The sequence below is a fragment of the Idiomarina sp. D18 genome (assembly GCF_057748155.1).
Window position 1 is genome coordinate 2,497,877 of record NZ_CM173240.1, and the last position, 23,907, is coordinate 2,521,783.

The 23,907-nt window shown below is 47.3% G+C and carries 17 protein-coding genes; 11 read left to right on the top strand and 6 right to left on the bottom strand.

The features are described from left to right. Positions 1–54 precede the first annotated feature (54 nt). Positions 55–438, top strand: coding sequence for a DUF6746 family protein (locus AC3AP5_RS12015; protein ID WP_006954645.1), 384 nt, complete (start codon positions 55–57; stop codon positions 436–438). 3 nt (positions 439–441) lie between these two features. Here AC3AP5_RS12015 and AC3AP5_RS12020 read toward each other — a convergent pair whose 3' ends face one another. The 4 genes from AC3AP5_RS12020 to AC3AP5_RS12035 form a co-directional block, all read right to left on the bottom strand. Next, the gene (locus AC3AP5_RS12020) at positions 442–1,533 is read right to left on the bottom strand and encodes a threonine aldolase family protein (protein WP_487326780.1); all 1,092 of its coding nucleotides are present in this window, start codon (positions 1,531–1,533) and stop codon (positions 442–444) included. A gap of 3 nt (positions 1,534–1,536) precedes the next feature. Next, on the bottom strand, positions 1,537–1,788 hold the full coding sequence (locus AC3AP5_RS12025) for a hypothetical protein (protein WP_006954641.1): 252 nt from the start codon (positions 1,786–1,788) through the stop codon (positions 1,537–1,539). A gap of 69 nt (positions 1,789–1,857) precedes the next feature. After that, on the bottom strand, positions 1,858–2,496 hold the full coding sequence (locus tag AC3AP5_RS12030; protein WP_487326781.1) for a response regulator transcription factor: 639 nt from the start codon (positions 2,494–2,496) through the stop codon (positions 1,858–1,860). After that, a complete protein-coding gene (locus AC3AP5_RS12035) occupies positions 2,493–3,647 on the bottom strand; it encodes a sensor histidine kinase (protein ID WP_487326782.1) in 1,155 nt (384 codons plus the stop codon). The genes AC3AP5_RS12030 and AC3AP5_RS12035 overlap by 4 nt, the downstream gene beginning before the upstream one ends. Before the next feature lie 132 nt (positions 3,648–3,779). Between AC3AP5_RS12035 and AC3AP5_RS12040 the strand changes: the two genes are divergently transcribed. Further along, a complete protein-coding gene (locus tag AC3AP5_RS12040; protein ID WP_487326783.1) occupies positions 3,780–4,535 on the top strand; it encodes a hypothetical protein in 756 nt (251 codons plus the stop codon). Between the two features lies 1 nt (position 4,536). Continuing rightward, positions 4,537–5,313, top strand: a complete 777-nt coding sequence (locus AC3AP5_RS12045) for a hypothetical protein (RefSeq protein ID WP_487326784.1) — start codon at positions 4,537–4,539, stop codon at positions 5,311–5,313. Here the strand turns inward: AC3AP5_RS12045 and AC3AP5_RS12050 are convergent. Beyond that, complete coding sequence (locus AC3AP5_RS12050) at positions 5,310–6,398, bottom strand: sensor domain-containing diguanylate cyclase (protein ID WP_487326785.1); 1,089 nt, start codon at positions 6,396–6,398, stop codon at positions 5,310–5,312. The two genes, AC3AP5_RS12045 and AC3AP5_RS12050, sit on opposite strands and share 4 nt — an antisense overlap. 178 nt (positions 6,399–6,576) lie before the next feature. Between AC3AP5_RS12050 and recC the strand changes: the two genes are divergently transcribed. From recC to yjjG, 8 genes are all read left to right on the top strand, one after another. Next, the gene (recC, locus tag AC3AP5_RS12055) at positions 6,577–10,029 is read left to right on the top strand and encodes an exodeoxyribonuclease V subunit gamma (RefSeq protein ID WP_487326786.1); all 3,453 of its coding nucleotides are present in this window, start codon (positions 6,577–6,579) and stop codon (positions 10,027–10,029) included. Next, a complete protein-coding gene (gene recB / locus AC3AP5_RS12060) occupies positions 10,026–13,718 on the top strand; it encodes an exodeoxyribonuclease V subunit beta (RefSeq protein ID WP_487326787.1) in 3,693 nt (1,230 codons plus the stop codon). The genes recC and recB overlap by 4 nt, the downstream gene beginning before the upstream one ends. Continuing rightward, on the top strand, positions 13,705–15,609 hold the full coding sequence (gene recD / locus AC3AP5_RS12065; protein WP_487326788.1) for an exodeoxyribonuclease V subunit alpha: 1,905 nt from the start codon (positions 13,705–13,707) through the stop codon (positions 15,607–15,609). Before recB ends, recD begins: the two co-directional genes overlap by 14 nt. Positions 15,610–15,702: 93 nt before the next feature. Then, a complete protein-coding gene (locus AC3AP5_RS12070) occupies positions 15,703–20,601 on the top strand; it encodes a diguanylate cyclase (protein WP_487326789.1) in 4,899 nt (1,632 codons plus the stop codon). A 195-nt stretch (positions 20,602–20,796) separates the two neighbouring features. Next, positions 20,797–21,579, top strand: a complete 783-nt coding sequence (locus AC3AP5_RS12075) for a ferredoxin--NADP reductase (RefSeq protein WP_006954623.1) — start codon at positions 20,797–20,799, stop codon at positions 21,577–21,579. Between the two features lie 64 nt (positions 21,580–21,643). After that, positions 21,644–22,249: a uracil-DNA glycosylase family protein gene (locus AC3AP5_RS12080; RefSeq protein ID WP_006954621.1), complete on the top strand. Its 606-nt coding sequence runs from the start codon at positions 21,644–21,646 to the stop codon at positions 22,247–22,249. After that, complete coding sequence (locus tag AC3AP5_RS12085) at positions 22,246–22,758, top strand: DUF2937 family protein (RefSeq protein ID WP_006954620.1); 513 nt, start codon at positions 22,246–22,248, stop codon at positions 22,756–22,758. The genes AC3AP5_RS12080 and AC3AP5_RS12085 overlap by 4 nt, the downstream gene beginning before the upstream one ends. Before the next feature lie 9 nt (positions 22,759–22,767). Then, entirely contained in the window at positions 22,768–23,445 is a 678-nt protein-coding gene (gene yjjG / locus AC3AP5_RS12090) for a pyrimidine 5'-nucleotidase (RefSeq protein WP_487326790.1), read from the top strand. On the opposite strand, the gene AC3AP5_RS12095 is transcribed toward yjjG, so the two are convergent. Then, positions 23,446–23,904: a methyltransferase family protein gene (locus tag AC3AP5_RS12095; RefSeq protein ID WP_272978329.1), complete on the bottom strand. Its 459-nt coding sequence runs from the start codon at positions 23,902–23,904 to the stop codon at positions 23,446–23,448. Positions 23,905–23,907: the final 3 nt, after the last annotated feature.

Below are 23,907 nucleotides of genomic sequence, written 5' to 3' on the forward strand. Positions count from 1 at the left end.
GTCATACCGATTGATTATTTGAATACTTTGGAAAAATAGTAAGAGGAATGTTCTATGCGAAAACTGGTTTACACCTTGGCGGCGTGTAGTGTGCTAATGACTGCCGGCGCGCTAGCGCAACAACAAAGCTATCAGCATTTTAAGCCGAAGCCTTCTGAAAATTTAGCGCAAGCGCTCGCCAATATTGATGAGTATAACGCGAAGCTGAAATCTTTAACCGAAGGCGAGATGACCGCTCAGGATTTAGCCAAAGTGCATGAAATTACCTACACATTAGAAGTTGCGCTGGCGCGCCTGAGTAAAGAGCTGGATGTTGCGGCGAATTCATTGGAGCAGGTCCACTTAGGTTCAGAGGCCATGAACCAAGCGCGCGTGAAAGGCTTTGCGAAAGACTACCTACGCACGCTCGACACAATCACCTCGGCTAAGAAAAACTAGCCTTCATGAGAAACAGGCGGATAGATGCTTAACCCAGAACTCGGGCGCTTGCTCAAGTGCCCGATCGCCAATTGAAACCTCGCAAATAGCCTTTTCATCATGTTCGGCTCGTGGCAAAGGTAACACGATGATCCCCTGTTGTTGGGCATAATGAACAAGTTTTTCAGCCGTTATTGTCGCGTTATATGGGAGACGAATATGAAACATAGCCGCTTTGGGCTGTGAGGGAATGATTTCGAAGCCAGCGGAGCTTAGCAAGTCCGTCAGGGTTTTAGTGAATTCAACGAAATCAGGCATCTTCAACAGATAACTCTCTAACCCTTTGCGAGCGGAAAGCACCTCAGGATACAGTGTAATGGGATTTCCACCGGCGCGGCGTGACCATACACGTGCAGGTTCCATTAATTCATCGGTACCAATCAGGGCGGCCCCAAATATACCGCCTAAATCTTTATAAAAGCTGACATAAATACTGTCGAATAACTCGGCAATTTGAGCCAGTGAGCGTTGGTAATATTCGGTCGCTTGCCAAATACGGGCACCATCTAAGTGCATACGTACGTTGTGCTGGCTACACCATGCGCGCATCGTGAGCAGATCATCCCAAGACGGCATTGCGCCACCTATTTCACGCATCGGCGTCTCGACAATAATCGCAGCCACGTGTTCAGGGTTAAGCTGAGTGATATCGACCGCTGTGAGCGCGCGCTGCGCTTCACCCATAGAGTGTACGGACAGCCCCCACAAGTGCTGTATCGCATCATGCTCATGGAGTCGTAAATGGGACGTCGGATGCAAACCAACGCCGTTTTTGCCACTGGCTTCGCTGTAACACTTCATCGCAACACACTGGGCGAGTGTGCCGGTTGGTAAGAAGAGCGCTGAAGGTTTGTCAAAGAGTTCGCAGATTTGCTCTTCAAACTCGCTGACAATACCGCCCCTTCCATAGCTATCGCGCGAGTCGCGTTCTTGCGCATACTCGCTTAATTGCACCAACTCGTTTTTTAGAGTCGGTTGTGGATGGCGATGAATGACCGCCGAGGCGGTGTTTAATTGTGAGTGAAACTCAGATTTTAAAGCGTCAGGGATGTGCATCTCTTATTTCATATGGACTTTGCCGCCAATCATTTTATACGCTGGAGTGCCTCGAATCATCGTTTCCCGTGCGAACTCTTGCCCACAACCTGGGCAGTGGCATGGGGTTTGCGTGTGATCCTCGACTATCCGTTCGATAAAACATTTTACCAGTGCACCTTTACCACCTTTGCGATATTTAAATAAGGTGGTTTTACATTGCAAACAAGAAATCTGTACGGTGCGAACGGGACCTTTTTTATTTGGCTTAGCCATATCTCCCAATAGGTTGCGTAGGTTTTAGCTAATATTAGCAACTGAGGAGGTCGGTTGGCTAACGAAAGCCTATAAAACTCCCAAATCAATTGCTTTGAGTACCGCGCGGGTGCGGTCATGAACGCCCAGTTTGGCCATAACCGACGAGACTTGGTTTTTTATCGTCCCAGTCGATTTAAACAAGCTATCGGCGATTTCTTGATTACTGAGTCCTGCCGCCATCAGTCTTAGAACAGCGAGTTCTTTATCGGTTAACGGCTCTATCAAGACGGGAGCGGTCTTGTTGGTATTGTGTGTTAGGCTGTTAACGATGCGCTCAGTAATAGCAGGCTGGAGCCAAGTGCCGCCGTCGACGAGCGCGCGAATTGCATCAACCAGCGTTTCTAAAGAGACATCTTTAAGTAGATAGCCTTTCGCACCTGCTGCAATGGCCTTAATAATTAACTCGTGATCATCAAAGGTCGTTAAAATTAATATCGGTAACTGAGGATGTGTCTGGCGCAGGTGTCTTGTCGCTTCAATACCATCCATACGTGGCATACGAATATCCATCAGCACGACATCCGGTTGTACTGAGTCGATCACGTTAATGGCTTCCTCACCATCGCTCGCCTGCCCACAAATGGTGAGCGCATCGCTCATGGTCAAAAGACTCTCTAACCCTTGTCGAATAAGCGTTTGATCATCGACCAGTAGTACCCTGATCATAACGCTAGCTCCTTAGGTAGTATCGCCGTGATGGTTAACGTTGGCTGGTCATGAATGCGTAACTGGCCTTTAAGTTCTGTGACGCGTTCAACCATGCCTCGCAGGCCATTACCGGGCCGCAATGATTGCTTTATTGTGCCCGAATCAGCAATTCGCATTTCGATATCCTCGTTACTCGATAGCTCAATAGTCAGCGTGTTGCCGTTGGAGTGCCGGAAAAAGTTAGTAATGGCCTCTTTTGCAATGAGTAATAGCGTCTCGGCCGTAGCAACGTCAGTCACGGTAAGGTCGTCCGAAATATTAAAAACGACCTGCTTGTCTTGGCTGCTTAGTTGCAAGGCGAGCAAAGCGCTTTTAACATCGATTGCAGCCGTGCTGCGTATATCGTTCACCGCTTCGCGGACATCGGCAAGCAATAGTTTGGCCACCTGCTGACTGCGTTCAATAAGCGTTTTTACCTCACCCTCGGACTTTCGTTCGGCTACTTGCAACTGAATAGTGAGAGCTGTTAGATGATGCCCGACTAAGTCATGGATATTGCGAGCAATACGGGTACGTTCAGATTGTTTACTCGCTTCAGTGAGTAGTGCCTGTGTTGCGCGAAGCTCACGATTAATTGCTTCTTCTCGCTCACGGGCTTGTTGCTCTTTTAGCTGGGTCATCATCATTACGATAGAAAAAATTTCAAACGTCCAAAACAAAACGGCGCTGAGCCAAGCGCCTGACTGTTGCCAATGAACGTGATAAATGACACCAAAAATAGTGGATAACACAGCCATGAGTATGACTGCACCTAGCAGCGACATAAAATAGGGCAATTGTGCGGCCCAGATTACCAACAGAATCGCGACATAATTATGCGGGATAAAAAAGAAGGTGAAGTAAATACACGCTAATTGCAGAAAAATAAGGCCGTAACGAGTATGGGGTTCATGTTTGAATGGCTTTTGTCGTGTGGCGAGACTAAAGCAAATAATAAACCCAATCAATGCGAGGCAAGTTACGTAAGTTGTTATATCACTCCACGGTAGCAAACCTTGTCGATGAGTAAAGTAAACCGAGGTCGCGGAGACAATGAGCCAAGTGAGCAGGCCTGCCCAACGGTCAGCGCCCATTTGCGCGATATGTGAAATATATTTGGCAATGTTCATATTAGCAGTATGCCGTGAATATTAGCTTTTAGAAATAGGCCGAAAGTCACCTTTTAAGTCATGACCTTTGTCACTCACAAAGAGGGCTTAAGTTGCTTAAGCTTTCAATCAGTGAACTGACGGAGAACATCCATGTTGCAATTACATTCCTTTCTTTTATACACGCACATTCTGGCAGGTGCGCTGGCTATGGTCTTATTTGTCATCCCGATGGTGGCTCGCAAAGGCAGTCTCAATCATCGTAAGTATGGATGTTTTTACACTTACACGATGTATGTACTGGCCATCTCAGCCTTAGTGATGTCGGTGATGGTACTCGTAGCTCCGACTTACTTTAAGGGGCAATTGATTAATCAATCTACCTCGCCAGAAGATACCTTAGCGACGGTACGCATGTTTTGGACGTTGCTTCTTTTCTTGTCATTACTAACCTTTACATCTATTCATCATGCGAACCGTGTGTTGCAAACGAAGGGCAATAGAGCACCGCTAAGAAAATGGCACTATGTCGCAATGCCGGTGTTATTAATGGTGGTTGCCAGTGTGCTTTTTGTGCAGGGGATATTGATGGCACAACATGCATTGGTAAGTCCTTACTTACACTTTATTTTTGCTGTGCTGGGCATCGTCAACGGCTATCAAATGCTGTCTTACATATTTTCCCAAAATGTCGCGCGCAATCGTTGGTTAATTGAACACTTAAGTTCAATGTGTGGTTCCGGTATCGCGGTCTACACAGCCTTCTTTGCTTTTGGTGCGCGGCATGCGCTAGCACACATCGGACAATGGCAGTTGCTGTTTTGGGTTATGCCTGGTGTGTTGGGTGGTGTTGCGATTTATTTTTACAGCAAAAAGTATGAAGCCTTAAATGTGCGCAAAGGAGTCTAATATGAAAAAAATAATACTCATGATAGTGCTCCTTTGGAGCTGCTGCTCAAACGCACAAAGGAGCGACATCGAGAAACTGCTGAACATGGAGCAATATGACCAAGCTGAGATAATTTCTCAGCAATGGATTCGGGACAAGCCGACGGATGCTAATGCCTGGTTCTGGCATGGACGCGTAATGGCAGTGCAGGCAAGTAACAGTTTTTTTAGTGCTTTCAGTTACGCGAATGAATCACTTGAAGCTTTCAAAAAGGCAGTCGAACTGGAACCCAACAACCCGATGATGGTTATGGGGCTGGTCGGTTATTATCGTAATGCGCCCGGTATCGTTGGAGGTGGCGAAGCGCATGCAAGCGCGCTCATCAAGCAAAGTTACACCGGTTACCCAGAACGCTATGAATTTCAGCTTCATTACGGGCTTGTCCTGCAAGAAGAAAAAAGCTGGGCAGATGCGTTTCAGGTTTTTGAAAGGATGATGTCTGCTGAAAGGCTAAATGAGCGATTGATGGGTTATTATCAATTTGCTCGGACGAGTATCTTTTCGGAGTCACGAACTGCTGATGGTGTGACTGCGCTAAATAGGTACCTTAAAGAGATCACAACGCTGCACAAACCTGATACATCTTTACCAAGTGCTGATTGGGCACGCTATCGCTTAGCGCAGTTATATGCTCACCAGGGTGCACAGCAGCAATTTAATGAGTTAGTGAAAGCCCGTGATAAACATGAGGAAGAAATGTTGAACGAGGCGTGGCAGTCACTGCTGTCAAAGCGTTAATAAAAGCGAATACAGTTGCGACCAGCGAGCTTGGCACGGTATAAAGCCGTATCTGCATTTTTAATCAAACGTTTACTCGTTTTAACAAGTTCAGAATCTGCAATCGGTGGCTCATAATAGCCACCAATGCTGACAGTCAGTATGTCTGCGCACTGTGATTTTGGATGTGTAATCGCAAGTCGACTGATTTGTTCACTGATGTTATTTGCCATCTTTAATACACTACTGGCATTGGCAGAAGACATCAGAATGGCAAATTCTTCACCGCCATAGCGAGCAACAAAATCGGTACCTCGCTTTACCAGTTGAGCTAAGCTCTGACTAACGGCTTTGAGCGCATCATCACCCGCCAAGTGACCAAAATGATCGTTATAGGCTTTGAAGTCGTCGATATCTAACAGCAACATCGCAATCCCCGTTTGTTGCCTTTTAGCACGTCTAATCTCCGTGGCTAAACGCTCATCGAGCGCGCGACGGTTAGCAACACCGGTTAAGCCGTCGATATTGGCTTGCTGAGTTAATTGTTGGTTGGCTAACTCAAGCGCTCGTTTGGTCTCGAGCAACGCGGCGTGTGTACGTTCACGCTCAATGGTGTTCGCTATCATGTCAGCAATTAAACTCAGGTGCTGAATGTCTTCCTCAGTCCAATGGTATTTTTGGCGCACCTTGTCGCACCCGACAAACCCTAATAGGCGTCCTTTTGCCACTAGACCAATGCATAACACCGATTTGATCTGTTCACGTTCAAACTCGTCGCGCTCTGCCTTAGCAGAGTCAGGGAGGCGCGATACATCCGGGCATACGAATCGAAAGTCATTTCGCATCGTGGCGAAAAAATAGGGTAGATCATCGTGTCCGACGTTCTGAAGATCGTCAATATGCCGTGTGAAACCCTCGCGTACCCATTCGAACGTATTCGACATGCTTGTGATGTCTTCATTAAATTCAAAAATGTAGCATCTGTCCGCTTGGCAATAATCACCATAGGCAGCAATGACCTCAGAAACACATTGAGATGTTTCTGAACCCTGAGAATTAATTAAGCGGGTAGAGAGCTTCGAGAGCAATTGATCAAATGATGACATTTATTTTTGAATTTTTGTATTTCTATAACACTGCCTTAAGATTACTAAAGTTGCACGAAAAATCATCATTTTTTCCACTAAATCAGTGAAGGTCGTGATAAAGCGCTATCGATAAGGCATTAAGTGCCCTAGGATAGGCATAGCGTTGTCTTTAGTGAAAGGGTAAAAGGAGTTGAGTTTGGCTAATCAAGCGCCAGGGTTCATTGTTGCACATAGTCATCGATTGGAAGACTTAACGGATATCGCAGTTAATTTTATTGAGCGGTTTCCTCTTGCACCACTTGAGCAAGAAACCGTATTGGTGCAAAGCAACGGTATTGCACAGTGGTTAAAAATCAACCTTGCACAACATGCCGGCATTGCTTCGATGATTGATGTGACGTTGCCTGCGCGATTTCAGTGGCAAGCTTATCGGGCCGTTTTAGGTGACGATATACCTCGTACCTCGCCTTTTGATAAAGCACGTTTGAGTTGGCGACTATTGCGCTTACTACCCGATGTTCTCGAACAGGACGCGCGTTTTACGCCGTTAAAAAACTATATTGCTAACGATCTCGATAATCGCAAGCTGTATCAGTTAAGTGAACGCTTAGCGGATTTATTTGATCAGTACGCTATCTATCGTGCCGATTGGCTAGATAACTGGTTAAACGAGCGTGATGTACTCGATAACGACGAACCTGTCGCTAATGAGCACGCTTGGCAACCAGAGTTATGGCGTCGAGTAGCAAACGACATTGGTGCTGAACACTTGTGGAACAACCGCGCCACCTTACATCAGCAATTTATTAAATCGGCACGCGCTTTAAATCAACGCCCCGCCACGATACCACCTCGTATTATGGTGTTTGGGATATCGTCTTTACCTCAACAAATGCTAGAAGTGCTCGATGCCTTAAAACATCTCAGCCAGATCGTGTTGTGTGTGCATAATCCGTCAAAATTTTATTGGGCCGATATTGTCGATGGAAAAGAACAGTTAAAACAGGTGGTCAAAGCCAAGTCGCGGTTAGCTCACAAACCGGGTATGCCGTTGGAGTGGAATGACGAAGAGTTGCATCAACTTGCTCACCCTTTGCTAGCATCGTGGGGTAAACAGGGTCGCGACTACATTCGCCTGCTCGATTTATATGATGAGTCAATTCAAAAGCAGGCCGAATTGGGTCATATGACACTGGAGCTGTTTGAATCGCATGCCACCGAGCATGTGCTAGGACAGTTGCAAGACGACATTCTCAACCTGAGGCCGCTGCACGAAACACAGCAACATTGGTCGCCGCTTTCAGTGCAGGATCAATCGGTCCAGTTTCATATCTGCCACAGTCCTCAGCGAGAAGTTGAGGTGTTACATGATCGTTTACTCGCGGCATTTGCAGAGGATCCCACGTTGAAGCCGCGAGACGTAATGGTGATGTTGCCTGATGTCGATACCTATGCGCCCTATATTGACGCTGTGTTTGGTCGCTATGCGCGAGATGGTAACGGACAAGATACGCGCGCTATTCCGTATACGATTGCTGATCAGACGTCGCGTCATCGAGCACCATTGTTGATTGCCTTAGAGCTGCTGCTTTCGAGTGATCAGCTTCGGTTTACCCAAACCGATCTGCTGACGTTATTAGGTACACCTGCGATTCAGCGTCAATTTAACATTGACGATGATGATGTCGAGCAACTTCGAACTTGGATGACGAATGCGGGTGGACGATGGGGATTGAGTGCTGAGCACCGGAAACTGTTTTTCATGCCCGATGACGATGAGACCAATAGTTGGTGGTTTGCGATCAAACGAATGATGGCAGGCTATAGCATTGGTTACGCAGAAGTAGAGAGTGACTGGCAAGACATCGCTGCGTATACGGATATTGGCGGCCTAGGTGCCGACTTAGTTGGACGCTTCGGTTATTTTATCGAGCAGTTGGAGCGCTGGTGGGATGACTCGCGAGAGGCGCGTACTTATAGCGATTGGCTACCCATAGCGGAGTGGCTCATCGACACCTTTTTCGAGTCGGAAGAGGCGAGTGATGCGCTACTGAAAAACCAAATTCTCGACCAGCTATATCAAGTTGCCGAGCATGTGGATGAGGCCGATAATAAAACGGAACTGAATATTGCATTATTCCGCGAGTCTTGGCTATCCCGAGTTGATGAGCAGAATTTAAATCAACGGTTTTTGGCCGGTGCAGTAAATTTTGCAACGCTGATGCCGATGCGCGCTATTCCATTTAAGTTTGTTGCCATATTAGGCATGAACGAGAGTGATTATCCACGAAACACCAGTCAGATTGATTTTGATCTGATGGCATCACGTTATCGACCCGGTGACCGCTCACGTCGAGATGACGACCGCTATCTATTTCTCGAGGCGTTACTCTCTGCTCGTGACGTTTTTTACGTAAGCTGGGTGGGCTTTAGCGCACGAGATAACAGCGCACGCACGCCTTCGGTATTGGTTGCGCAACTACGCGAACATTTACAGCAAGGATGGCACAGCGATCTGAGTGAGCACACGCTAGCGCATAAGTTACAGCCATTTAATCGAGCTTACTTTGATGACAGCTCGCGCGTATTCTCATACGCGAGTGAGTGGGCTCAGGCGCATGATTCCGTCTCTCATCAATCGTCTTCAAGTTCGGTTACGCTTACTGATGACCTCGCGGATGAACGGACGGTAAACCTCAACGATATTAAACGTTTTGTTCAAGAGCCAGCGCGTTTGTTTTTTAACAGTCGGTTGGAAACTTACTTTTCGGTTGACGCGGATGAAACGATTGATCGTGAGGCATTTCAACTGGATGCGTTAACGGAGTGGAAACTGTTACAGCGGGTGGTGGATAAAACGCGCGAAGCAGTAAAGAAAGAACTCGAGCCTGAGCAACAGATGCACGAAGAACTGGCGCGTATACGTCGAGAAGGTGCGATTGGTACGTCGATGATAGCGGAGCGTCATCAACAACACATTCAGCAGCAAGCTGAAGATATTCTAGAGACTTACGGTGTCGTGGCGCAAGGGTACACGCGTCAAAATATAACGCCTTATTGGGTTGGTGTTCGACATAATGACGTCACTATTGAGGAGGGTATCGAAGGTTTGCACTGGGATGATAATGGACAGTGTGCTTGGATTATTACTACGGCAAGTCAGGTCGCCGCAAAAAAGGCTGATAACATTACAGATAGTGGATGGAAGCATTTCGCACCTTATTACGTAGGACATTTGCTGTTAAATAGCCGACAACCAACAGTGACACATATCGTGTCTCGCGGTGGCTGCCACTTTAAGTTGCCGGCAGTTGCTCCTGATGTAGTTAACTTTCAGCTTGATGCGATAACAAAGTTAATTTCACTGGCGTACCGCGAGCCTATAGCAATGCATCTTGATTTAGCCCGTATCTATTTAAAAACGATGAGTAAAGAAGATGATGAAACAGCCGCTGAAGCCGCGTTGCGTGAGTACTATGAGGTTGGCACATCACAACGTAAACCGCTGGTACAGACAGCACAGTATTGTGCTCGTACAGCAGGTACCTTTAATGACATACACGGTCAGCGCTACTTTAAACTTTTTATAAATTCCTTGTACCGCCCCATGTTTGAGTTCGTCGAACAACAGGGAGGGGAAAAGTCATGAGCCAGGTATTACAAAATCCTTTGGACTTTCCGTTAGCGGGTAGTCGGCTGATAGAGGCGAGTGCGGGGACAGGGAAAACTTATACTATCGCAGCGCTGTATGTTCGGCTCGTTATTGGCATGCGGGCTGATAGTGACAGCAACGCTGCATTAGAGACCCCCCTCTTGCCACGCAATATTCTGGTGATGACGTTTACCAAAGCGGCGACTGAAGAGTTAAGCGACCGTATTCGTGCACGTCTCGCTGAAGCAGCGCGTTATTTTCGTGATGATGATAGTGTGGCTGCCGATCCGTTTTTAACGCAGTTACGTGCCACGTCTGAAGCACAAGGCGAATCACTCAATTACCTGGCGCGACTGCTTGAGCTTGCGTCCGAGTCCATGGATGAAGCGGCTGTAAAAACAATCCACGGCTGGTGTCAGTCGATGCTTAAAGAACACGCATTCGCCAGTGGAAGCCTGTTTACACAAAATGTTGAAACCGATGACGAGGAGTTGCGTCGGCAAGCGGCCGAGGACTACTTCCGTCGCTTTATTTATCAAAGTGATAGAGCTACGCAAACTGCTCTGTTAGCGGTGTTTGATACTCCCGACAAGATTTTGGCACAGCTGTCGAGCGTGGAGGACAGCGGGTCTGTACAGGTTGACGATGATATCGCGGAGCGATTACAACGCGAAGCTCAGCGCTACCAAAGCGAGCTGAACTCGCTCAAGCAACATAGCTGTTCTGCATTTGAGCGCGTGTTAGCCGACCTTGAAGGTGTTAAAGGTGTGGCGCAGAAAACCAAGCAGATACAAAAATTTGTTGACTGGTGTGCGAGTGACGCACAAACCGATGTGAAGTTCACAGATGCTAACTGGCGAACGATCAGTGAAACTGATTTAACAAAACTGCACGAGAAGAAATTAGCGGGTGCTGAGTTACCACCTTACTGGCTTCAAGTGGCCCAGTTCAAAGCTAAATTTGAAGCGGTACATCAAATTAAGCGCGGTTTTGACGAGCTAATTAACCGTCATGCAACTCAATGGGTTAAAGCGCGTTTCACCGAGCTGCAAAATCAACGTGCTGAAATGAATCATGACGATATGCTGACAAGACTGCGCGATGCGCTTCGAGGACCGGATGGTGAGCAGTTAGCGACGACAATCAGACAACAGTACCCGATCGCATTGGTTGATGAGTTCCAAGATACCGATCCCGTTCAATATGAAATTTTTAATCGTATTTATCGCCTAAAAGAACCGTTGCCAGACACGGGTATATTTTTAATCGGCGATCCCAAGCAAGCCATCTACAGCTTCCGTAATGCGGATATTTTTACCTATCTAAAAGCGCGTCGTGATACAGAAGGACGGCACTATAGTCTGGCAACTAATTTTCGCTCGTCAATACAGATGGTTGAAGCCGTGAACTATCTTTTTCAGCGTGCCGAGCAGTATGAACGCGGGGCTTTCTTGTTTAAGCAAGAAGAAAAAAATGAGTTACCCTTTGAACCCGTATCCGCGAACGGCGTAAAAACAACATTTAGACATCGGTTGCGAAGTCAACAGCTTGAGCCGGCGCCTGCGCTCTACTGGAGCGTAAGTTCAGAACAAAAGCGAAAAAAGAGTGACGCGTTTAATCACCTCGCAAGTCATCATGCACAGCTAATCGTTAATTTACTTAATGATCCGCAAGCGGGCTACTATGATGACAACGATGCTTTGCACCAACGTGTTTGTGCCAAGGATATCGCGATCTTGGTTAATAACTTTGCCGAAGCGGATGCTATTCGTACGGCGCTTTCAGCGCGGGGCGTTAAAAGTGTTTATTTATCCGAGCGAGAATCGGTTTATGCTCAACCCGTTGCGCGAGATTTACTCTATATTTTAAAAGCCTGTGCTGCGCCCCGAAATGCCAGCGCACTGAAAACTGCGGTTGCGGCGCCCTTGCTGAACTTATCTTTGTCTGAATTAATTCAATTACAGGAAGACGAGAACACGTGGGAAAGAACGGTCGATACCTTCATTGATTTTCATGAAGTATGGCGCAGCCAAGGTGTCTTAGCCATGCTACATCGTTTAATGCATCACTTTCAGGTGCCGGCAACTTTGTTACAGGATAAAATCAACGGCGAACGTAAATTGGCGGATGCGCTACATATTGCGGAGCTGCTGCAACAGAACAGCATGGCGTTAGAGGGCATGGCCGCGTTGGTTAATGACTTTGCCGAGAAAGTTTATGAGCGGCAGAGCTTTGGTGCAAGTAGCCGCACGCAGCGCGATGAACAACAACTCAGACTCGAGAGTGATGACGATCTTGTTAAAGTTATTACTATTCATAAATCAAAGGGTTTGCAATACCCGCTGGTGTTTTTGCCCTTTATAACTTACACGCCACAAGAGCAATATCGTATTAAGCCACCGATGACTTATCATGACGAACAAGGTGACGTCCAAGTGCTCTGGTCAAAGGACGACTCTGCTAAATCGCGTGTGTTAGATGAGTTGTTGGCTGAGGATTTACGCAAGCTTTATGTCGCCGTAACGCGTGCACAACACGCCACTTTTATTACAGTCGAGAATGTCGGACAATTTGAGCATAACCCGCTTGCTTATTTGCTTGGTGACGACGCACTAACTGACGATCTGTATAAAGCTGCGAGCGAAGCCTGGGGACAGTCAGATGTGAGTGTGGTTTCCAAACTAGAAGACGACGAGCGATTTGAAGCGTTGCAAGAGCAAGTTGCCGAATATACGGCTTTGAAGGCGCGTGAGATGCCCAGAACCCAACTGCTTGAGCGCTGGTGGGTGTCGAGTTATAGCGCATTGCGTTATCGAGCAGCCAATGACTACACACAGTCAGGTCCGCAAACGGCAGTCGAAATGAACCTATTAGAGGAGGCAAACACCGCCACAGGCGAGGGTAATGTTGAGGCAAATGATTTGACTTATTTACCGAGTCATTTACATCAGTTTCCGAAGGGTGCGACTCCAGGAACGCTTTTACACAACGTTCTCGAACACTGCGCGATAGAAGGGTTCTCGACCGTTCTCTCAGATCCACAACGGCTCAGCGATGTTATCGCGCAAGAACTGCGAGGCGAAGTTTGGGATGAGTACCGGGATAATTTGGCACATTGGCTTATGCAGTATTTAGCACTTCCGATGGTATTCAGTGACACTATGCAACCAACGGCACTGAGTGACCTTACAAGCTATAAAGCCGAGCCTGAATTCTGGTTACCGGTAATTGAGCTTGAAGCAGAACAGTTGGATGCGTTAATACAGCGACATCTTCACCCAGGGCAAAGTCGACCTCGTTTAGAGAGCATCGAGTTAAACGGCATGCTCAAAGGCTTTATCGATTTGGTGTTTGAGCATCAAGGTCAGTATTTCGTCGTTGACTATAAATCAAACTGGCTGGGCGACTCGGACGATGATTACAGTGAAGTAGCCATGACCGATAAGATATTAGCGAGTCGCTACGATGTGCAGTATGTACTCTATACCTTAGCTCTGCATCGGCAGTTAAAACAGCGTTTAGGCGATGAGTACGATTACGATACGCACGTTGGTGGTATTGCCTATTTATTTTTAAGGGGTAATCACGCGGAAACGGGTGGTGTTTATCGAGCAAAACCTCCCTATGAACTCATAGCCGAGCTCGATGCTCTGTTTAAAGGAAGGGAGAACCATGATGTCGCATGAACGACTGAGCTATTTGCGTGCTATTGCTGATGAGTGGTTTGAGCATGAATGGATACGTGCGCTGGATCGTGCCATGGTCGACTTTCTATTCCGCAGCGGAGAAACAAATGTCGCTATGCTGGCGCTCGCTATGCTGACGTCTCACCAGGCTGGACGAGGGTTAACCTCGTTAAAGCTTGAGGACCTTAAAGCGTCGCCCGAGCGCTGTTTGGCGTTGCCGCCGTCGGGGCGAAGTCATGACGTCACGTTGCCTAGCAAACTACTCAATGAGTTGAGTGTGTTTGAGGGCGATTGGCAAACATCTGTTTCACTCAATAGTGACAGTAGTCCATTGGTTCTGAATAAAAGTAGCGATGGTGAGCGCTTATATTTGCGGCGCTATTGGTATTGTGAACACTACAACAGCCAAAACCTCGAGATGCGGATGGATAATACGCTTGAGGTAAACGATGACCAGCTCAATATGACCTTGGACGCCTTGTTTGGTGATACCAGCAAACAATTAGACTGGCAACGAATGGCCTGTGCTAACGCGGCGAGAAGCGCCTTTAGTGTGATTACTGGCGGGCCTGGAACCGGCAAGACATACACTGTTGTAAGGTTGCTCGTAGTACTGCAGCAACAATTTCAACAAGCCCATGGAAGACCACTGCGTATTAAACTTGCGGCACCTACGGGCAAAGCGGCGGCGCGCTTAAGTGAATCTATCAACGAGGCGTTGTCAGAACTACAAACAAAGTTACCGGAAACGCTTCAACCGTTGCTGGCGACTATTCAAATAGAAGCTTCCACTGTACATAAATTGTTAGGAGTTATCGCTAACTCTCGCCGTTACCGTCACCATGAAAAGAATCCTGTTCGAGCCGACCTTATAGTGATTGATGAAGCATCAATGTTAGACATCGAAATGATGACAGCACTCCTTCAGGCGACTCCGACACAGGCCCAATTGGTACTGCTAGGTGATAAGGATCAACTGGCTTCGGTAGAGGCGGGTGCTGTTTTAGGTAACTTGTGTGAAGGGGCCGAGAAAGGGGGGTATTGGTCATCGACGATTAACAGTTTGGCCAGTACCCATGCACAACGGGATACGCTAATCCAGTATCAGGATGAGGCCGGGCCCAAGCGCTTACAGCACGTGGTGATGCTGCGTCAAACACGACGTTTTGAGCAGGCTATTGCAGAGGTTGCTAACGCAATTAATGAACAGGATATACGCACGATCGAGCGACTCAGTGCGGCGCCCATGTCAGAAAATGAGTCCAGTATTGTCACGTGGCTCATGTTGGAACACGATCACCAGAATAGTTTTGACGCATTGATAAAACAGGGTTTTTCGCACTACTTAAGAGCGCTCGAACAATGGCGCGAAGCCCCCGCTGAACAACGCGATACAGCGGCAGTGCTGGATGCATACGCAACATTTCAGCTATTAACAGGTTTACGCAATGGACCCTGGGGCGCTCATGCACTGAATCGATATGTTGCCGATGTTTTGGGCGTTGAAGCCGACCGGTGGTATGAAGGTCGTCCGGTTATGGTCACTAAAAATGATTACGGGCTGAGGTTGAACAATGGAGATATCGGTGTCACGTTTCGGATGCCCGAAACCGGTCGCTTGAGAGTGGCGTTTTTTGACAGTCACGGAAAAGTAAAATGGGTATTACCGAGTCGCCTAAATCATGTTGAAACCGTTTATGTGATGACAGTGCATAAGTCTCAAGGGTCAGAATTTGCGCATACCGTATTAGTAACACCTCAGCATGACTCACCTGTACTAACTAAAGAACTCCTTTATACAGGGGTCACTCGAGCGAAGAAAAAACTGACCTTAGTTGTGAGTAAAAAGTCAGTATTCTTAAACGCGGTTTCAAAACGAATTAATCGCTGACAGCGTTTCGAGCGTAAATGTAAAGATCGTAATGTAAAGACGCCTATCTTTAACTATATTTAGAGAACCATGACAAAAGGATCTCTGTCGCGAATGCCATATTCAACACGAAAGCTCGATGACCGCGTTTTATTTGATTGTATTGAACGGGACAATCAGCGCTCAGTTTGGTTAAAGCGTGTTGAGGCAGGGGCTGAGTCTTTAGCAGGCGAGCGATTAAAAAACGATAACCGTTGGCATCAGATTGTTAATCCTAACTACTTCCTCGATAACGGCGATCAGCATGGGCTTGTTTTGCCTCAAGGAGGCTGGCTCGACGAACTACGTTGGGATAACTTACTTGAAGCGATTGGTGTTGCAGAGCGTATTGTGGGTGCGGTAAAGCACATTCATCAGACGGGTTTAATTCATCGTGCTTTGAACCCCTCGATTTTCTACGTAACCGACCAACATGCCATAGTGATTGATTTAGCGACCGTCACGCAGATTCGATTTATTCACACACCCTGGCTCCCTCTTCCACAGAACGTATCCTCTTTGAGGTGCGTCGCACCGGAGTTAACCGGTCGTTCACAAGCGATAGGTGACGCTCGCTGTGATCTTTATAGTCTTGGAGTGATTTTATATTATTGGTTTGCTGGAGCCTATCCATTTACCGCTGACTCAAGTGCGCGAATCGTCCACCAGCATCTAGTAGTAACACCCAAACGTTTGAATCACATTAATCCTCAGTTACCTGAGGTTCTGGCAGAGGTCGTCGCGCGATTGTTGGCTAAGCAGCCGTATCAACGCTACCGTGACGTAGATGCATTACTGAACGATCTCGTGACAGTACGCCAAGTGGTATTAGGACAGCGTAAGGATGATATCAGCATCATTTCGCGATTGGGATTCACGAGCGAGATAGAGCGGGTCGGTTCGCTCTATGGACGCGATAACCAACTTCGACAGCTTGAAAAAAAATACAGCATGAGTCGCGAGGGTGGAACGCAAGGCGTATTCATTAATGGTCGCTCAGGTTTAGGAAAAACATCGTTAGTGCGTAATTTGTATCCACAAATGACCGCTGACAATGCTTTTTTTATCTCGGGTAAGTATGAGCACTCGACTAGCGGTGTTCCATACATTGGTTGGCTGTCAGCAATTGAGTCGCTGGCGGGCTATTTTAAGCAGATGTCGAGTGAGCAGCTTACTCAATGGCGAGCTTGGCTCGCTGAAGCAATGTCTGACTACCTGGCTACCTTTTTGAGTTGGGTACCTGATATTAAAAGCAGTCTTGGGTTTTCCGACTCGACAATAGCAACGCGACAGACTAATTTGCCCTCGTCGGAGGCAAAGCAACGACTTAATGAAACCGTTCGCCGATTGCTTTCCGTATTTGAGTATGCTGAACGTCCTTTGGTGATCTTTCTAGATGATTTGCAATGGGCGGATCAAGCGTCCGTGGAACTGTTGGAATGGATACTGACTCAACCGAGTCGAGCGCCTGTTTTGTTGATTGGTTCAGTGCGAGAAGATGAGGTGAATAGTGGACATCCGCTCAGTATCGCGGTTCAGGAAATTGAACGTGCTAATGTGATTCCGTTTAAGCATATTCAACTTGACGAGTTATCTGTCGACGATATTTCTTTGTTGCTCGCTGAAAAGGTTCAACACGAAACGCGTCAATTTAAACAGTTAGCTGATTGGTTGCATCAACATAGCCACGGCAACCCGTTTATGGTTTGGCAACTATTAAAAGCTCTCAGTCAGAAAGGGTTACTTCAGTATCAACTGGAGACTGGCTGGCGGTGGCGAATGGATGTAATTAATGAGTTGGACCAAGTTGACGATATTTTCTCAGTCATACAGTTGCGGTTTCAACTTTTGCAAACTGACGTGCAGTACCTACTCGCTAAAGCCGCGTGCATTGGTGTGCGCTTCGATATGGCGTCTTTAGTTAGACTGACGGGACAGACACCTGAAACGATTTTGGAGCAACTGTTACCTGCAATTAACGACGAGTTTGTTGTCGTAGAGGCTAATATTAAGTCGCCGATATTGGATGAATCCAACATGAGATTTCGTTTCATCCATGATCGAGTACAGGAGGTCGCCCATCGCACGCTTGATGCGAGCAGTCGTGCCAAAGTGCATTATCAGTTGGGTACACATTTATTGCAGCAAGCCACGGCTCATCCAGAAGTTTACTCAATCCGAATCGTTAATCACTTGTACCGTGGTAAGCAGTTTATTGACACTCGAGTCGAACAAAGAGAATTTCTTAGGCTAGTTATCAATGCTGCTAAGAAAGCGGCTTCGGCAGGCGCCTTTGCCGAGGCTTTAACGATCGTGCATCAGGGAATGCATGAAAATCCATGCCTTGATGATTTATGGTCGGTAGATCCAGAACTTGCTTACCAAGTGTATTCTGAGCGTGGTGAACTTGAGTACCTCAACTCAAATCTTGAGCGCGCCGAGTATTTTGTACGCCAAGCGATAGGCAATACTGATTCGTTACTTGATAAGGCCAGCTTATATACCCAATGGGTGCAGCAAGCCACCTTAAATGCTGACTATCAGAAAGCGGTCAATGTAGCGCGTGAAGGGCTTGCATTGTTCGATGTGAGCCTGCCTGAGGAAGCACAACTCAGCACGGCAGCGTTGCGTTGCAACTTATCGGATTCTTTAGACAGCCTCTCTTTTAATGACTTAGCGCATTTGCCAGTGCTCACCGATAAAACACAACAGGCCATTCTCGCCTTATTGATAGCGATGGGGCCGCCGTGTTATCGAGCATTTCCACGTCTATGGTCGAGTGTGGTCATCGCGCAGTTCAAGTTAATCAGCGCTTATGGTGCGAACGGTGCTACCGGTTATACGCTACCAGCGCTCGGTGGGCTGATGGTTAATCACCAGTTGGCTGATAGTCAACAAATTAAAATGCTTTACGATGCCACCGAACGGTTAACTCGAAAACGTGGCGATACGAGTGCGCAAAGTATGGGTTTTCTGATGATGGGGAGTTCCTTAAATCATTGGTTTAGAGCCCAACGTCTCGCGAGTGATGATTACATGGCGGCATACCGATGTGGTCAACAGTCGGGAAATTTACAGTATGCAGTATATGGCTTTGGTCATGATACTTACTGTCGGTTTTTTTCCGGGGAACCGCTTTCCGAGCTCGTTCCGCGTGTAGAGCACTACCTAGAGTACGCCATGCAGCGCGGTAATACTTGGGGCATTGATTTAATGACAGGGGCGTTAGGGGTCATGTACCGGTTGAGTGGCATAGGTCACTTTCGAGGTAGCTTTGAGCAACATGTAGCTCAAGCCGAAGCCAACCATAATCACCAAGTGCTCGCCATCCTCAGTTGCATGCGTTTGATTGAAGGGTTAGTCGGTAACGATAGAATTATTGTGCAAAAGTCGCTCGAACGGTGCGAGCGCTACATTGAACATATATCGGTACAAAGCTTACTGCCGATGGCGCACTGGCCTGGCCTTCGTGCGCTGGCATTGAGCCAGCTTGAACAGTTAGATACAGATTCATTAAACGTAGCAATCACGCGCTATCAAACCTGGGCAGAATGGCAGCCTGATAACTTTAGCCATTGGTTGACGTTAATGCGTGCTGAGCAAGCACGTCGACAAGGTGATATGCCGCAAACATTGGAAGATTATGACGCTGCCTTGCGCCAAGCGCAGAAGCAAGGGCAGTGGCACACAGCAGCTATGATAGCGACGCGCGCGCAGCATTACTGGCAAAGTAAAGGGCACCCTGGATTTGCATCGGAGTATTCCTCCCAACGGCATCATGCGATGGAGCGTTGGGATGCGATCGAATTGATACATGACAGCGAGCGTAAGACCCGGTCGACGGGGTACGCGATGAGTATGGATGTTGTGATTGAAATTGCGCAAGCGCTGTCCGCGTTTACTGAGCATGAGCAACTTGTTTCTGAAGTTTCTCGTATACTGGTTCGACAAACAGGCGCCCAGCGATTGGCACTTTTGCAGTGTGAAGATGACGAGCTAAAGCTAGTAATGGACGTAGAACATCACTTGGAAAAATATTTTGAGCCAAGCGTTAGGTTGGAGCACGTAAATAATTTACCGACGGCAATGATTCGCCATGTCGCCAGAGTAAAAAAGCTGCAACACATTAATGAAAATACGCTGACCAACCGAAGTTGGCACAACCGTGCCGAAGATATTAAGAGTAACCAATTAGGTGAATTTTCCGGTTCGGCAGTGACTGTGCCGTTGGTTTATTTGGGTGAATTGGTCGGTGTGTTGTATTTGGAGCATAGCCGCAACCGATATGCTTTTAACGACAGGCAGATGCCCATTGTGGAATTTATTGCTGCACAGGCGGCAATTTCCATCCGTAATTTAGATCTGATGCGTGCGCTGGCGCGAGAGGGCGAGGCAAGAGCGGAAGCAGAAATGCGCATGCGATTCGCGGATGCTGAGATGGCTTCCCATGACAAAGTAACAAAACAGTTACAGCATCTTGCTAATACCGACGCGTTAACGCAATTACCCAACCGTCGCTTTTTTATGAGTGAACTGCAGCAAAGCCATGATTTATTCAAACGAAAGGGTCATCAAGCCGCTGTCGTTATGATGGATATCGACTCTTTTAAGGTCATCAATGACCGCTACGGCCATAGTGCGGGGGACGAGGTGCTAAAGGCGTTAGCAAAACAGTTTAATCACGCTGTACGCATGAACGATATTGCAGCCCGCATTGGTGGCGAAGAATTCGCTTTGTTAATCCGCGATGCAGATATGCCACAGGTGTTGGCAATTGCAGAACGATTACGACAAGCGATAGAGCTCGACTCTATTGTGCACAGCGGCGAGGAAGTGGATTATACAGTGAGTATTGGGATTTCATTATTCGAGACGCAAGACGATGAATTTGAATCGATTCTGAATCGTGCTGATAGAGCACTCTACCGTGCCAAGTCTTTAGGTAAGAACAGAGTGTGCCATGGTGCACTCTAGAAATGTGAGCCGTACGGTGCTTCGCGCCTGTAATTCGAATCACCGTACGACAACTGCTCACACAGCTAACTAACGTGAAGTGCAATTTAATTATATGCGATCTATTCTCATTTTCAATACTAAATGAAAAAAATTCTCATTTAGATTTTCGTATGTTAAACTGTTCGAGATTTAAACAGTGATTTAGGAGTCGCTATGCGCAGTACCATTGCAGAAAAAGTCACTCAAGTACGTCATTGGAACGATACCCTCTTTAGTTTTAAAACCACACGACAACGTTCGTTCACATTCGAAAACGGACAATTCGTGATGATTGGCTTAGAGGTCGACGATAAACCTCTGCTGCGCGCTTACAGTATTGCAAGCGCAAACTATGAAGAAGAGCTCGAGTTTTTCAGTATTAAAGTACCGGATGGCGCACTGACCTCGCGTCTTCAACATATCGAAGTAGGCGATGAAGTGATCATGTCAACACGGCCAACAGGTACCTTGGTACCAGGACACCTCCTACCTGGTAAGCGCTTGTATTTGCTCTCGACGGGGACTGGTCTAGCGCCGTTTATGAGTGTGATTAAAGATCCCGATATCTACGAGCAGTACGAACAAGTGGTGTTGGTGCATGGTGTGCGTTATGTTTCTGAACTCGCCTATCAGAAAGAAATCGGCGAGGATTTGCCCAACAATGAATTTTTCGGTGATTGGGTCAAGGAAAAGCTACGCTACTACCCAACAGTGACGCGTGAGCCCTTCCGTGATGAAGATCATCAGAAACGTATCACCGAGTTGCTCGAGTCGAACACGCTTACGCGTAAGCTGAATTTACCTGATATCGACCCTGAGCACGATCGTTTCATGTTATGTGGCAATGATGCCATGCTACAAGATTTAATGGTTATCTTGAACGAACGCGGCTTTAGTAAAGCGACCTCGCGTAAACAAGGCAGTTACGTTATCGAGCAAGCGTTCATCGAAAAGTAAACCGATTGAATTGAGCGAGTAAGTTTGCCACGCTATTTAAGCGTCTTATATTAAGGAGCTTGTAATGAGCGCGTGGCAAACCACTGTACAACATGTACGTAATTGCTCTCTATGTGAGCCCAAATTACCTTTAGGGGCTCGCCCTGTTATTCAATTTCATCCGCACGCCAGGATACTCATAGCCGGCCAAGCGCCAGGTATTCGCGTACATCGTTCGGGCAAACCGTTTGATGATCCGAGCGGTGAGCGCTTGAGAGCGTGGCTTGGTGTCGATAAGTCAGATTTTTACGACGCACGGCAGTTTGCCATCCTACCGATGGGCTTTTGCTACCCGGGTACTACGAGCTCTGGAGATGCGCCCCCACGACCTGAATGCGCCGACGCTTGGCGCGAGCAATTACTTGAACAACTACCCCACTTACAACTCACGCTCGCAATCGGACAATATGCTCAGCAATGGCATGCTCAGCAACTTACCGGTATCAAGCTCCAGCGAACACTCACAGAGCGCGTAAAGAATTGGCAGGCGTGGTTAGAACAGGGCATACTGCCATTACCCCATCCGAGCCCTCGCAATAACCGCTGGCTTGCTAAAAATCCATGGTTCGAAGATGAGGTGTTACCCGAGTTGAAAGCGCAGATCGCGCGATGGCGAGGCTCTCAAAAATGAAAAGATTAGCAGCGTATGGACGCTTAATATGTTTTTTTGTGGCGGCTATGATAGGTGTTCAAATACCGCAATTTGTCGACCAATACGGTGATGCTGTCTACGCACATCTTAACGAGGCGAAAGCGAGCGTAGCGGAGTTTCAACAGGAAGCCGACCGCTATTTTGATGGCTCTATTGAGCGTCTTATTGACTATTACCGCGCTTCAGATGATCCGGTATTCATTGATGGCGGAGATAGCATCGAGACCATTTATCAGCGCTACCAGATGCTTCAGTCCGCTTGGAACCAATACCAACAGGGCTATTGGCAACGTTACCAAACGACATTTTTGTCTCCGATTACTGATATTCGTAGAGAAGCTTGGGCGCGTTATGACTATGCGGTACGCCTGACACCTGAGGCTCTCGTTATGGCTGTTGTAGTCGGCTTATTTATTAGTTTGCTAGCCGATCTGTTGTTGAGCTTGTTATTATGGCCGCTCAGAAAACGCAGGACAGTCGCTAACTAGGAGTATGCAATGGCGTATGATTGGGTTGTATTTGATGCCGATGAAACACTATTTAGGTTCGATGCTAAGCGCGGTCTAACTCAACTATTACAGTCTTACGACGTTGATTTTACCGAAGCGCACTTTAAACGGTTTAAAGAAGTGAATGCACCCTTATGGGAGGCGTTCCAACGTGGCGAAATTTCTGCCGCAGATATTAAAGCGCGACGCTTTGTGGATTGGGAAGATCGTTTGGGGGTTTCATCTACAGAGCTCAACCGTCAATTTATGGCGCAGATGGGTACTATTTCCTCAACGCTTGATGGGGCAGGGTCAATGCTCACTGCACTCGACGATAAAGTTCGCATGGGCATTATCACCAATGGCTTCGTCGAGCTTCAGCAGGAGCGACTCGCAACGCATCAGTTTGAACAGTTTTTTCAGTTTGTGGTGGTTTCTGAAGCGCTTGGTGTGGCAAAACCACACCCTGAGATTTTCCAGCATACGCATCGTCAGCATATCTCGGAGGAGGTTCCGACCAGTCGCATCTTAATGGTCGGGGATAATCCGTATTCGGATATATTGGGGGGACAGCGTGCAGGCTGGCATACTTGCTGGTTGAATGAACACCAAGCCACTTGTCCCGAAGAAGTTAAACCGAATCATACTATCCGTCATTTAAGCGAACTGGTGGAGCTAGTGGTTTAATCACCACCAGCGTCCCACGCGTTTTTTATAGTCACGGTAGGTATCACCAAAGTAGCTTTCGAGCTGGCGCTCTTCTGGTTTGATTTGAAATAGGTTCATGTAGAACATATAGAGGGGTAAGCCCAACAAGGCTGCCATGTTGTGTAGTGATAAACCCCAAGCAAAAAGAATAATTAGAAAGCCTAGATACATTGGGTTACGTGTCCAGCGGTAAATACCGCGCGTCACCAATGTGCTCGACTTATCGGGTATGCGGGGATCAACGGTGGTGTTTGCTTTACGAAATTCAATCCATCCCAATAGAGGTAATAGAATACCCAGTGCTAATAAAATAATGCGTATCCACACCGGCACCCACCCGAAGCGAACAGAAGGGAACAGGACCGCGCAACCATACATAAGTAGGGCGATTAAAAAAATGAGTAATAGCGGTGGAACTTTGAGTTCAAGTGCTTTCATAAT